Genomic DNA, 12398 nt, shown 5'->3' with positions numbered 1-12398 from the left:
TGATGGCCACACACGTATGTCCTGCCCTGCAGGCGGTCAGCGCCGCAGAATGACAGTCAGGCGTTCCGTATCGCGCCGGGCACGGGTGCGGCCCAGGTAGACGACGGCGGCGATGGCCGCGGCGACGCCCAGGACCATCGGCAGGACCCAGGGAAGCCAGGTGGTTCCCGGCAGGTAGCCGAAGCCCGCGGTCATCAGGATGATCCAGGCCAACGCCGCAACGCCCACGGCAACGCCGGCCGGCAACGCCGCGCCGTATTTGGAGTGCCGTTTGTCATTGGCCCAGACAACGAAGCCTGCCGCGACGGTTGCCAGCACCACGATGGTCAGCGAAAGCATGGATCTCCTTGAAGAACGGCAGGCCTGCAGCAGGCCGGGACTAGAACTGGCCGAAACCTACGCGCCGGACCTCTTCGGCACCGATTTCCACGTAGGCAAGCGCGTTGCCCGGAACAATGATCAGGCGTCCCTTGTCATCCTTCAGGCGAAGTTCGCTGCCCTCGTTAATGGCTTCGCCAACAACCTTGGCCACAGTCTCCGCATCCTGGGTTGATTCCAGCACGATTTCGCGGCCAACGTTCTGAACGCCGATCTTAATCTCCAAGGGGGCCTCCCAGCCTGTGAAAGTACTCGTGTTTCTCTACGAGGTGTTGTCTTATTTGTAGTCTAGGACTCTTTGGGGAAGCGAGAGATTCCGCGCCAAGCTAAACGGTAGATGAGGTCACTGGCCACATCGAGGTCCAGGTTGCCATCCGTTTCCAGCCAATACCGGGCGCTGACCTGCGCCATTCCGGCCAGCCCGCGGCCCAGCAGTTCGGCCTCCAGGTGGGGGAGTTTCGTGTCCTCGGCAATGACGCGGGCGATGGCGTCGGCGAAGGTCCGGTTGAAAGTCTCCAGCCTGGAGCTGACATCGGTGTCGTTGATCAGGTCGGATTCGAACACCAGGCGGTGGGCCTGGTCGTCATTGGCGATGAAGTGGAAGTAGGCCCGCATGACGGCCTGGACGCGTTCATCGTTGTCCGTGGTGGAGTTCAGGGCGCCCAGCATCAGTTCGGTGAGCGATGCCAGATGGCTTTCCAGCAGCGCGAGGTAGAGGTCGCGCTTGGACGGAAAGTGCTGGTACAGCACCGGTTTGCTCACATGGGCGGTTTCTGCGATCTCGTCCATCGCAGCGCCGTGGTAGCCGTTGGCTACGAACACCTCCTGGGCCGCAGCGAGGAGTTGTGCGCGGCGCTCATCCCGGGGCAGCCGGGCGGACCGCTGGCCTGCGGGGCGGGAGGGAGCTTGCGGTTCGGCGGCGGTCGGGCGGTCGGCCCGGGCTTCAGGGACCACAGTTGTCCTTCTTTCCATTGCAGTTACCCTTCACTTTACTGCGGGGTAATATGACCCGGCGGTATCCCGGGGCATACATTGAAGTATGGCTTCGTCTTTCACCGCAAATGTTGCGTCACCCTCCCTGGATCCGCTGGTGGAACCGGCCGCCGACCTGACTCCCGCCGAGGTCGAACGATACTCCCGGCACCTGATCATTCCCGAGATCGGCGCCCTCGGGCAGCGGCGGCTCAAGAACGCCAAGGTGCTGGTGATCGGCGCCGGCGGACTGGGGGCACCCGCGCTGCTCTACCTCGCCGCGGCCGGGGTGGGAACCATCGGCATCATCGACGACGACGTTGTGGACTTGAGCAACCTGCAGCGCCAGGTGATCCACGGCGTCAGCGATGTGGGCCGGCCCAAGATCGAATCGGCGCGCGACGCCATTGCCGAACTGAACCCGCTGGTGGACGTCCGGCTGCACAACGTGCGCTTGGACTCGTCCAACGCCCTGGAACTGTTCAGTGGCTACGACCTCATTCTCGACGGGGCCGACAACTTCGCCACCCGGTACCTGGTCAACGACGCCGCCGCCATTCTCGGCAAGCCCTATGTGTGGGGCTCCATCTTCCGTTTTGACGGCCAGGTCAGCGTGTTCTGGGAGAAGCACGGACCCACCTACCGGGACCTCTACCCCGAGGCCCCGCCTGCCGGTTCCGTCCCGTCCTGTGGCGAGGGCGGGGTCTTCGGCATGTTGTGCGCCGCCGTGGGATCGCTCATGGTGACCGAAGCGGTGAAGCTGATCACCGGCGTCGGGCGCTCCTTGCTGGGCCGCGTGGCCCTGTTTGACGCGCTGGGCGGCAGTTGGCGCGAGATCCGGGTGGCGAAGGATCCGGCCGCCGACCCCATTACCGAACTCACCGACTACGAGGCCTTCTGCGGTATCGCCCCGGCCGCCGCGTCGGACACCGAACACACGGTCACCGCCACCCAACTCGCCACCATGCTGGCCTCGCGCAAGGCCGGGCTCAAGGACTTCGAACTGGTGGACGTCAGGGAATCGGGGGAGTACGACATCGTCCGGATCGACGGAGCCAAACTGATTCCGCAGGGACGCATCCTGGCCGGCGAGGCCTGGGAGGAACTTCCGCAGGACCGGGACATCGTGTTCCACTGCAAGGCCGGTACACGGTCCGCGAACGTGCTGGCGGCCGCCCGGGAAGCCGGCTACCAGCGGGTCAGCCATCTCGACGGCGGGATCCTGGCCTGGGTGCGCGACGTCGAACCCCAGAAGCCGGTCTACTGACCCGGACGCCCCATCACCTTTGGCGGCTTTTTAAGAAACGCCCCATCACTTCCCTGAAGAAAGTGATGGGGCGTTTCCGATTTAGGGGCAAATGGTGATGGGGCGTCGGGGAGGGAGAACCTCAGGCGGTCTCGCGGCCCTTGTGGTCCACGGGGCACTCGGCCTCGGCCGCTGCAGGGGCGGTGCCGGGCTGCTCGACGGTGATGCCGTACAGTGCCTCCAGGGCCGCCACGTAGTCGTCCTGCTGGCCGTTCGCCGCGAGTTCGCGGGCGCGGACGGTGGGCACGTGCAGCAACTGCTTGACCATGCGGCGCAGCGCGAACTCGACTTCTTCAGCGGCGGCCGTGCATCCGTGGCGGGCACGGACCTTTTCCATCTCCGCGTCCAGCACGTTCATGGTGTGGCGCCGCAGGGCCACGATGGCGGAGTCCACGGAGCGGGCTTCGCGCTCCTGTTCGAAGGCCTTGGCCGCGCCCTTGACGATGCCGCTGGCCTGGGTCAGGGATTCCGCCTGCTCCTGCGGGGCAGCCAGGCGCACCGATTCCAGGGTCAGCAGTTCAACGCCGTCCAGTTCGCCGACGGCGGGATCGAAGTCGTGGGTGAGCGCCAGGTCGATGGCGATCAGCGGCTGCGGCGACTCCGCGCGGACCTGGGCCAGTTCATCGGCCTCGACCCGGGTGTCCGAGCCGCTGCAGCCGATCATGACGTCGGCGGCAGCCACCGCCGGGCGCAGAGACTCCACGTCCAGGGCCGAACCGCCGCGGGAAGCCACGAACCCTTCGGCCCGGCCGGAGGAGGAGAAAACGGAGATGTCCGTGCAGCCGCGCTCCCGCAGCAGGGCCATGGTGGCGCCGGCGTACGCGCCGGTTCCGAACAGGACAACCTTCTTGGTTGACCAGTCCGGGTCTTCGGAAAGGTCGGTGGCCAGGTCCAGGGCCACCGAAACGATGGACAGGCCCCGCGAACCCAAAGCAGTCTGCGCGCCCACGTCCTTGGCGGCTTTGGACGCGGCCTGGAACAGCCGGACGAGTCCGGCGCTGGCAGTACCGTCGTGCTGTGCGGTGATGAGGGCGCGGCGGACCTGCCCGGCGATCTCGCGCTCACCGACGACGGCGGAGTCCAGCCCCGCGCTGACGGCAAAAAGGTGCTGGGTCACCTCGGGCCCGGTGCGGGTGCTGAAGGAGCGGGACACGAGGGGTTCTGCCAGCCCGCTGGCCTCGCTGATCCGCGAGACGAGGGCTGCCCGGGCTGCTTCAACATCGTTCGGATTCGCGGCCTCGCCGTAGATCTCATAACGGTTGCACGTCGCCAGGACCACCGCGCCGGCGACGGCGGGTGATTCGGTAAGAGCGGAAGCGGCAATCCCGGAGGAACCGTTGCTCAACTGAGCAACGGTTTCAAGATCGATGTCGGCGTGTGTAGCCACCAATGAGAAAAGAACCACAGCAGACCAATCATAGCTTTTTCGTTGCCGGGTAGAACAACCATCGCAAAGGATAGTCGCCACAGTGCTGCGTGATCCCCGCCACCTCCCGGAATTCCGGGACTCCAGCGACAGGTTGTCGTTATCTTTTGCGGCTCTTTTTGGGCACAATCAAAGGCATGACTCCTAGCCCTGCCGTCTCCGCTGCCGGCGCCCTCGCCGCAGACCATCCACTGATGGACGGCCGCACAGCAGACTCCCCGCTGATCACGGCCTACCGCGGCGGCAAGCCGTCCCGCCGTCCCGTTTGGTTCATGCGGCAGGCCGGCCGCTCGCTGCCGGAATACCTGAAGGTGCGCGAGGGAATCGCCATGCTGGATTCCTGCCTCCGGCCGGAGTTGGCCTCCGAGATCACGCTCCAGCCCGTCCGCCGGCATGACGTGGACGCCGGGATCTTCTTTTCGGACATTGTCATCCCGTTGAAGCTTGCCGGCGTGGGCGTGGACATTGTGCCCGGGGTGGGGCCGGTCCTTGATAAGCCCGTGCGCACTGCGGCCGATGTCGCGGCCCTGCCGCAGCTGACGTGGGAGGCCCTGGAACCCATCCGCGAAGCAGTCCGCCTCACGGTGGCCGAACTGGGCAAGACACCCCTGATCGGTTTCGCCGGGGCACCGTTCACCCTGGCCGCCTACATGGTGGAAGGAAAGCCTTCCCGCGACCACCTGGGCCCACGGACCATGATGCACGCCGACCCGGAGACGTGGAACGCGCTGGCCAACTGGGCCGCCGACGCCTCGGGCATGTTCCTCCAGGCGCAGCTGGAGGCCGGAGCCTCCGCCGCGCAGCTCTTCGACTCCTGGGCGGGCTCCCTGGGACTGGCCGACTACACCAAATTCGTTGCCCCGGCGTCGGCCCGTGCCCTGGACCATGTCCGCCACCTGGGCGCCCCGCTCATCCACTTCGGCACCGGCACGTCCGAACTCCTCGTGGCCATGCGGGACGTGGGAGTGGACGTGGTGGGCGTTGACTACCGGCTGCCGCTGGATGAAGCAAACCGCCGCCTCGGCGGGACAGTACCCCTGCAGGGAAACATCGACCCCGCGCTGCTTGCAGCTCCCTGGGACATCCTTGAAGCGCACGTCCGCGAGGTCATCGCCGCCGGCTCCGCAGCCCCCGGCCACGTCCTGAACCTGGGGCATGGCGTACCGCCCGAGACGGACCCTGACGTCCTCACCCGGGTAGTGGAGCTCATCCACTCCATCTCTCCGGCCTAAACCGTGGGCGGCACCCCGGCAACACCCGGCAAGGCGCTGGTGGTGGGCGGCGGGATCTCCGGGCTGCTCTCCGCCCGGGAACTCTCAGCAGCCGGCCATGAGGTGACCGTCCTGGAGTCCGGGACGGCATGGGGCGGCTGCGTGGGCAGCCACACGGTGGCCGGGCTCATCCTTGACAGCGGCGCCGAGTCCTTCGCCACCAGGTCCGACGCCGTCGCCCGGCTCTGCGCGGAACTCGGGCTCGGCGGGAAGATCGTTCCCCCGCGCCCCGGAGGCGCCTGGGTGCAGCTTCCGGACGGGCCACGGGAGCTGCCCAGGACCGGCGTCCTGGGCATTCCCGCCAATCCCTGGGACCCCGAGGTGCGGCGCACCCTGGGCATCCTCGGCTCGCTGCGCGCCTCCGTGGACCGGCTCCTGCCCGCCTCTGTCGGGGCCGGCGCGGGCGTCACCAGCGTCGCTGCGCTGGTACGGGCCCGAATGGGATCGCGGGTGCTGGAACGCCTGGTCTCCCCGGTAGTGGGCGGCGTCCACTCCGCCGATCCCGGCCTGCTCGACGTCGACATGGTGGCTCCCGGCCTCCGCGCCGGGCTGCGGCAACACGGATCCCTCGCTGCCGCAGTCTCGGCGCAGCGGCGCCGTGCGGGCACACCCGGGCAGCCGCAGCAGCCCGGCCAGCCCGCAAAAGCCGGGTCCGCCGTCGCCGGGCTCGAAGGCGGCATGCACACCCTGGTGGACGCCCTGGTGGCCGATCTCCTGCGCCGCGGTGTGGTCCTTGTGCCGGGCACTGCCGCGACGGCCGTCTCCCGCACCCCCGGGGGCTGGCGGGTCGACGCCGCCGGGGCGGCCTACGATGCCGCACTGCTGGTCATGGCGGTGGAGGGACCGGCCGCCGTCGAACTGCTGGAACAGGCCGTCCCGGCAATCTCTGGAAAAAAGCCAGCCTCCGGGCCCGACGTCAAGCTGGTCACCCTGGTCCTGGACAAACCGGAGCTGGACGCGCGGCCGCGCGGAACCGGGATCCTGGTTGCCCCGCAGACGCCGGGGATAGAAGCGAAGGCGCTCACGCATGCTACTGGAAAGTGGGATTGGCTGGCTGCTGCCGCCGGGCCGGGACGCCACGTCGTGCGCCTTTCCTATGGCCGCGTGGATGGAGCGTCCGGGCAGGCCTCCGGCCCGCAAACGGATGATGAGCTGCTCACCGCAGCCCTGCGCGACGCTTCCGAGCTGTTGAACGTCCCCATCGCGGGGGAGGACATACGGGGCTGGGACGTGGTGCGGTGGCGCGGAGCCCTGCCTTTTGCCGCCGTGGGGCACCGTGCCCGGGCCGCCGGAATCCGGCAGGCCTGCAGCGCTGCCGGCGGGATGGCCGTCGTGGGCGGATGGGTAGCCGGGAACGGCCTGGCCGCTGTGGTGGCCGACACACGCACGCAAATCGCCCAACTCACCGCCACCTGAGCATTCCTGCTGGTCAGCCGGCCGAACCCAGCCCCGCGGCACCCGCACGGCACCCCGCACGGAGTCACGTCCAGTTTCCAATCGGCCAAGCCTTCTGGTTAGGGTCGATGACTATGGTTCAACACAGGTCCGAGCTTTCAATGTCCCGGACCGGTATCCATGGGGGACTCCGGCGCGGCACCGCAGCAGCGGCCGTCGGAGCGGTACTGGTTCTTTCCACCGGCGTCCAGGCGTCCTTGGCCGACGACGCGGTCCCGCCTCCGCCAGAGCCGGCGGCACAAGGCGCGGCCTGGCACGGAGGACAGGGCAGCGGAGAACAGGCCGCAACGGCAACCCCGGCACCCCGGACCACTTCGACGCTGCTCCCGTTGCCCGGTTCGCTGCTTCCCACGATTTCCGCTTCCCTGTCGGCAGGCTCGACCTCCACTCCCTCGCCGGCCCCGACGGCCTCCGGGACGCCCCTGGCACCCGGACCGCAGACAACAGCCGCATCCACGCCGACCGCTTCCCCGGGTTCGGGACGGGCCGGGTCTCCCGCAGCGTCCGGGCCGGCGGCCGCCCCGGGAACCGGTCCTTTGGCAGCGGCAGGAGCCTCCACTCCGGCGGCCGTTGCCACGTCCGCTGCAGCGGCGCCCGGAGCAGGGGAGGGGCCTTCCGCATTGTCCGCGACGCAGGCTACCGTGCCGGGGGCCGGCGGAGCGTCCGCCGGCGGCGGTGTGGGGACCGACGCCACCGGGACCGGGGACACTGCAGGCGTGGGGGACAACGGGCCGGCCGCCGCCCCGGTTTCCACGCCGGGGCCCGCCCTGCCAACGTCGCTGTCCATCAACGCGCGCCAGTCCCAGCCCACGCGGGCGCCGCAGGCCGCTGGAGCACCGGAAGGACCGGGACAGGCAGTATCTTCGACCGGGCCACTGCCCGGCGTGCCCGATGCCATGGTATGGCTGGGTGCCGGACTGGTTGGCGTGGGTGCCGCGGCCGGGCTGGTATTCCTGCGTATGCGCCGCCCCTAGGTCGGCGTGGGCGCCGGCCTGCCGGGCTCCGGAAGGTGACTTTGATCACTTCTACGAGTTGTAGAACTCTTCGGTTTCGCCTTGGGGGCAGGGAAGGGGCAAACTTGTATCCATGAGCCACACTTCTGCCGAATCTGTCACTAAAACCGAAGAATCAGCCGAGCAGTTCTTTACCCTCTGGACGGTATTCAAGCGGTCGGAGTCAGTGGTCCGCAGTGCGGATGCCGCCGCCGACTTCGAAGCGCTGCTGGAGCGTCTCGCCGCCGCCGGTGTCACGCACCGGGGCAGCTACGACGTCTCGGCCATGCGCGCCGACGCCGACGTCATGGTGTGGCTCCACGGACCCAAGCCGGAGGCGCTGCAGCAGGCCATCCGCGACATCCGCCGCAGCACCCTCTTCGCCGGCACGGAGATCGTCTGGTCTGCCATGGGTGTCCACCGCGAAGCCGAATTCGCCAAGAACCACACCCCCGCCTACTCCCGCGGCGTCGCACCGGCGGAATGGCTGTGCGTCTACCCGTTCGTCCGGTCCTACGAGTGGTACATCCTGCCGGACGCCGAGCGCGGCAAGATGCTCCGCGACCACGGACTGCTGGGACGTGACTTCCCGCAGGTCATTTCCAACACGGTGTCCTCCTTCGCCCTGGGCGACTGGGAGTGGATCCTGGGCCTGGAAGCGCCGGAACTGGTGGACCTCGTGGACCTGATGCGGCACCTCCGCGCCACCGAGGCGCGCAACCATGTGCGGGAGGAAGTGCCGTTCTACACCGGACGCCGCATCTCCGCGGACGAGGTTGCCGAGGTCCTCGCATGAGCCCGGAGCAGCAGGCCGCCACAGCAGTCAACCCCGTGACCGAGGCCGGACGCATGGCCCCCAAGAGCTATGACGCCGTGCTGCTGGCCTCCTTCGGCGGCCCGGAAGGCCAGGAGGACGTCATCCCGTTCCTCCGCAACGTCACCCGTGGCCGGGGGATCCCGGACGAGCGGCTCGAGGAAGTCTCGCACCACTACCGCGCCAACGGCGGCATCAGCCCCATCAACCAGCAGAACCGCGAGCTGAAGGCTGCGCTGGAAGCCGAGCTGGCTGCCCGCGGCATCGAGCTTCCCGTGCTGTGGGGCAACCGCAACTGGGCCCCGTACATCCCGCAGACCCTGCAGGAGGCGTACGACGCCGGGCACCGCCGCGTGCTGATGCTCACCACAAGTGCCTACTCCTGCTACTCCAGCTGCCGCCAGTACCGCGAGGACATCGGCATGGCGCTGACCGAAACCGGCCTGGACGGCAAACTCGAAGTGGACAAGGTCCGCCAGTACTTCGACCACCCCGGTTTCGTCGAGCCGTTCGTCGAAGGAACCGCCGCCGGCCTGGCGGAGGTCCGCGCCAAGCTTGCCGAAGCCGGCACCCCGGATGCACCCATCCACATCCTGTTCGCCACCCACTCCATCCCCACCCGGGACGCCGAGGCTGCGGGCCGGTCCGAGGGGGAGCCGCGCGCGTTCGAGGAAGGCTCCGCGTACGTTGCCCAGCACCTGGCCAACGCCGCCGCCGTCATCGAGCGGGTCCAGGGCGGGTCCGGGCTGACCGCGCCGTGGTCCCTGGTGTACCAGTCCCGTTCCGGGGCCCCGCACGTGCCGTGGCTTGAACCGGACATCAACGATGCCATCGAGGAACTGGCCGGCCAGGGCGTCAAGGGCATCGTCATCGTTCCCCTCGGCTTCGTCAGCGACCACATGGAAGTTGTCTGGGACCTGGACACCGAAGCGATGGAAACCTGCGCCAACCTGGGCCTGGCCGCCACCCGCGTCCCCACCCCCGGGACACACCGCAAGTTCGTCGACGGCCTGGTGGACCTGATCTGCGAACGGACGGTGGCCAACAACATCAGCGACCGCCCCGCCCTGACGGATCTTGGGCCCTGGTACGACGTCTGCCGTCCCGGATGCTGCGCCAACTTCCGCGGCGAAAAGCCCACCATCGCAGGGGCTGACACGACTGTGGGTACCGGCCACGACCCGTACCCGTCCGGCGCCTCCGGGGAAACGGCCCAGCCGTGACGGTCCGGATTGGAACCCGCGCCAGCAAGCTGGCGCTTACCCAGACCCAGCAAACCGCCGACCAGTTGGCCGCCGTCGGAGGTTTCCCGGTGGAACTGGTGCACGTCCGCACGGATGGCGATGTCCTGACGGGATCGCTGTCCCAGATGGGCGGCACTGGCGTGTTTGTTGCTGCCCTGCGCGATGCACTGCTGCGCGATGAGTGCGATGTTGCCGTGCACTCCCTCAAGGACCTGCCAACCGGGGCCGCGGTAGGGCTTAGCCTTGCCGCCACCCCGCGGCGCGTGGACGTCCGCGACGTCCTGTGCGCCCGCGACGGCCTCAAGCTGGCAGACCTGCCCGCCGGGGCCCGCATCGGCACCGGTTCGCCCCGGCGCGCAGCCCAGTTGCGGGCCGCCCGCGCTGACCTGGACATCGTGGACATCCGCGGAAACGTCGACACCCGACTGGGCCGGGTGCCCGGGCTGCCCGGCAACTCCACCGACCAGGTGGTGCCCGGAAAATCGTGCGACCTGGATGCCGTGGTGCTCGCGGCAGCCGGCCTGGAGCGGATCGGCCGGCTGGACGTGGTATCCGAATTTTTGGAAACCGACGTGATGCTGCCCGCAGCGGGGCAGGGATCGCTGGCCATCGAATGCCGGACGGCGGACGCCCCTGCGAAAACAGGCCCGGGCGGAGTCCTGGCCCAGGCCTTGGCCGCGCTGGATGATCCTGACACCCGCCTCGCAGTCACCGCCGAACGGGCCCTGCTGGCCCGGCTCGAAGCTGGCTGCGCAGCGCCCGTTGGGGCCTACGCCTACCGCAAGGGCAGCTTGCTGCACCTGGAAGCGGTGGTGTGTGCCGTGGACGGCACCGCCACCGTGCGGGACAAGCGGGCCACCGACGGGCTGACGGAAGTGGGGGCAACCCTGCTGGGCATCGAACTGGCTGAGCTTCTCCTTGCCGCAGGCGCCGCCGACATCGCCGACCTGCAGGCGTCCTGACCTGGCGATGACGCAGCCTTCCAGCGGCACCGCGCCCCGGACTCCGCTCGGCGGCGTCCGGGTCCTGGTGACCCGCAGCCCGGAACGTTCGGCTGCCCTGGTGGAGGCGCTGGCGGGAGCCGGTGCGGAACCGGTGCTGCTGCCGCTCATCGACTTCGAACGGGCACCTGACCAGCACGCGCTGGACGTCGCCTGTGACGCCCTCGCAGCTGCGGCCTTTGACTGGCTGGTGGTCAGCAGCGCCACCACCGTCCACGTCCTGATGGAAAAAGCGGCGGAGCGTGGCCTGCGCCTGGGCCAGCTGGTGCCGCGAGGGACACGGATAGCGGCCGTCGGTCCCGCAACGCGGCGGCTCCTCGAAGCCGGCGGCCTCACAGTGGAACTGACCCCGCCCGGAGAACAATCGGCCGCCGGGCTGCTCGCCGTCTGGCCGGGAGGGGGCAGGATCCTGCTGCCCCAGGCGGACATCGCCGCCGGCACCCTGTCTGAGGGCCTGGCAGCTGCGGGCGGCACTGTTACCGCCGTGACTGCCTACCGCACTGTCGACTATCCAGCGGCAGCGGAACGGCGGCTTGCCATGCAGGCGGAGGACGGCGGCGCCGGTCCCCGGCCGTCGTCGTACTCCCTCCTGACACCGCAAACCGCCGCCGCTGACATCGCCGCAGGACGCCTTCACGCTGTGATCGCGGCGTCCCCGAGCGCCGTGCGCCGGATCGCCGCGCTGGGACCGCTGGGCGGCTGCCGGCTGGTGGCCATAGGACGGTCGACGGCGGAACAGGCCTCTGCCCTGGGCCTGGACGTTGCGGCGGTGGCGGCTGAGCCCACCCCGGACGGCCTGGTAGTGGCGGTGGCCAACGCACTCGGCCCGCCCTGACAGTGGCAGGCACGCTTCCCCCCAAAGCTTCACAACCAATGCGAAGGACAGGACCCATGACTTTCCCCACCCAACGCCCCCGCCGCCTGCGCACCACCCCCGCCATGCGCCGGATGACCGCCGAAACGCGCCTTTCGCCGGCCGAACTCATCCTTCCGGCCTTCATCAGGGAAGGACTCACTGAGCCCAACCCCATCACGTCGATGCCGGGCGTGGTCCAGCACACCACCGACACGCTGAAGCGGGCTGCCGCCGAGGCCGTTGAACTTGGACTGGGCGGAATCATGCTCTTCGGCATCCCGGAAACACGCGACCCCGAAGGCTCGGCAGGGCTTGATCCGGACGGCGTGCTCAACAAGGCCATCCGCGACGTGCGCGCTGAAGTAGGCGATGACCTGGTGATCATGAGTGATGTCTGCCTGGACGAATTCACCGACCATGGCCACTGCGGGGTGCTCGACGCCGACGGATACGTGGACAACGACCGCACCGTGGAGATCTACGCCAGGATGGCAGTGGCGCAGGCAGAAGCCGGCGCCCACATGCTGGGCCCCTCCGGGATGATGGACGGCCAGATCGCCGCCATCCGCGCAGCACTGGACGAGGCCGGCCACGTCAACACGTCCGTCATCGCCTACGCCGCGAAGTATGCATCCGCGTTCTATGGCCCGTTCCGCGAAGCGGTGGACTCCCAGCTCAAGGGT

13 protein-coding genes are annotated in these 12398 nt (G+C 68.7%); 9 read left to right on the top strand and 4 right to left on the bottom strand.

What is annotated here, in order from left to right; translation table 11 throughout:
• Window positions 1-36: 36 nt before the first annotated feature.
• From ACZ9J7_RS00525 to ACZ9J7_RS00515, 3 genes are all read right to left on the bottom strand, one after another.
• Complete coding sequence (locus tag ACZ9J7_RS00525; protein ID WP_141159911.1) at window positions 37-339, bottom strand: hypothetical protein; 303 nt, start codon at window positions 337-339, stop codon at window positions 37-39.
• A gap of 40 nt (window positions 340-379) precedes the next feature.
• Complete coding sequence (locus ACZ9J7_RS00520) at window positions 380-604, bottom strand: DUF3107 domain-containing protein (protein WP_159631504.1); 225 nt, start codon at window positions 602-604, stop codon at window positions 380-382.
• A gap of 62 nt (window positions 605-666) precedes the next feature.
• Window positions 667-1332 carry a TetR/AcrR family transcriptional regulator gene (locus ACZ9J7_RS00515; protein ID WP_476206172.1) on the bottom strand — a complete coding sequence of 222 codons (666 nt, stop codon included), beginning with the start codon at window positions 1330-1332 and terminating at the stop codon, window positions 667-669.
• Between the two features lie 85 nt (window positions 1333-1417).
• On the opposite strand from ACZ9J7_RS00515, the gene moeB reads away from it, so the two are divergent.
• A complete protein-coding gene (gene moeB / locus ACZ9J7_RS00510) occupies window positions 1418-2617 on the top strand; it encodes a molybdopterin-synthase adenylyltransferase MoeB (protein ID WP_476206170.1) in 1200 nt (399 codons plus the stop codon).
• A 121-nt stretch (window positions 2618-2738) separates the two neighbouring features.
• On the opposite strand, the gene ACZ9J7_RS00505 is transcribed toward moeB, so the two are convergent.
• Window positions 2739-4061, bottom strand: coding sequence for a glutamyl-tRNA reductase (locus ACZ9J7_RS00505; RefSeq protein ID WP_476206168.1), 1323 nt, complete (start codon window positions 4059-4061; stop codon window positions 2739-2741).
• 158 nt (window positions 4062-4219) lie between these two features.
• Between ACZ9J7_RS00505 and hemE the strand changes: the two genes are divergently transcribed.
• From hemE to ACZ9J7_RS00465, 8 genes are all read left to right on the top strand, one after another.
• Complete coding sequence (gene hemE, locus ACZ9J7_RS00500; protein ID WP_476206167.1) at window positions 4220-5314, top strand: uroporphyrinogen decarboxylase; 1095 nt, start codon at window positions 4220-4222, stop codon at window positions 5312-5314.
• A gap of 3 nt (window positions 5315-5317) precedes the next feature.
• Complete coding sequence (gene hemG, locus ACZ9J7_RS00495) at window positions 5318-6769, top strand: protoporphyrinogen oxidase (RefSeq protein ID WP_476206165.1); 1452 nt, start codon at window positions 5318-5320, stop codon at window positions 6767-6769.
• A gap of 140 nt (window positions 6770-6909) precedes the next feature.
• Window positions 6910-7782 (top strand): hypothetical protein, encoded by an 873-nt coding sequence (locus ACZ9J7_RS00490; protein ID WP_476206163.1) that lies wholly within the window; start codon window positions 6910-6912, stop codon window positions 7780-7782.
• Window positions 7783-7894: 112 nt separating this feature from the next.
• Window positions 7895-8596, top strand: a complete 702-nt coding sequence (gene hemQ / locus ACZ9J7_RS00485) for a hydrogen peroxide-dependent heme synthase (RefSeq protein ID WP_476206161.1) — start codon at window positions 7895-7897, stop codon at window positions 8594-8596.
• Window positions 8593-9837: a ferrochelatase gene (locus ACZ9J7_RS00480; protein ID WP_476206159.1), complete on the top strand. Its 1245-nt coding sequence runs from the start codon at window positions 8593-8595 to the stop codon at window positions 9835-9837. The genes hemQ and ACZ9J7_RS00480 overlap by 4 nt, the downstream gene beginning before the upstream one ends.
• Window positions 9834-10820, top strand: coding sequence for a hydroxymethylbilane synthase (hemC, locus tag ACZ9J7_RS00475; protein WP_476206158.1), 987 nt, complete (start codon window positions 9834-9836; stop codon window positions 10818-10820). The genes ACZ9J7_RS00480 and hemC overlap by 4 nt, the downstream gene beginning before the upstream one ends.
• A gap of 7 nt (window positions 10821-10827) precedes the next feature.
• Window positions 10828-11694 carry a uroporphyrinogen-III synthase gene (locus ACZ9J7_RS00470; RefSeq protein WP_476206157.1) on the top strand — a complete coding sequence of 289 codons (867 nt, stop codon included), beginning with the start codon at window positions 10828-10830 and terminating at the stop codon, window positions 11692-11694.
• A gap of 56 nt (window positions 11695-11750) precedes the next feature.
• Window positions 11751-12398 (top strand): porphobilinogen synthase (locus ACZ9J7_RS00465; RefSeq protein WP_476206156.1); only part of this gene is annotated, 648 nt, incomplete at its 3' end.

Source organism: Pseudarthrobacter sp. TE9888 (assembly GCF_056279345.1).
Note: the sequence above shows the minus strand (reverse complement) of the source record. Positions and strands in the feature narration are given on the sequence as shown.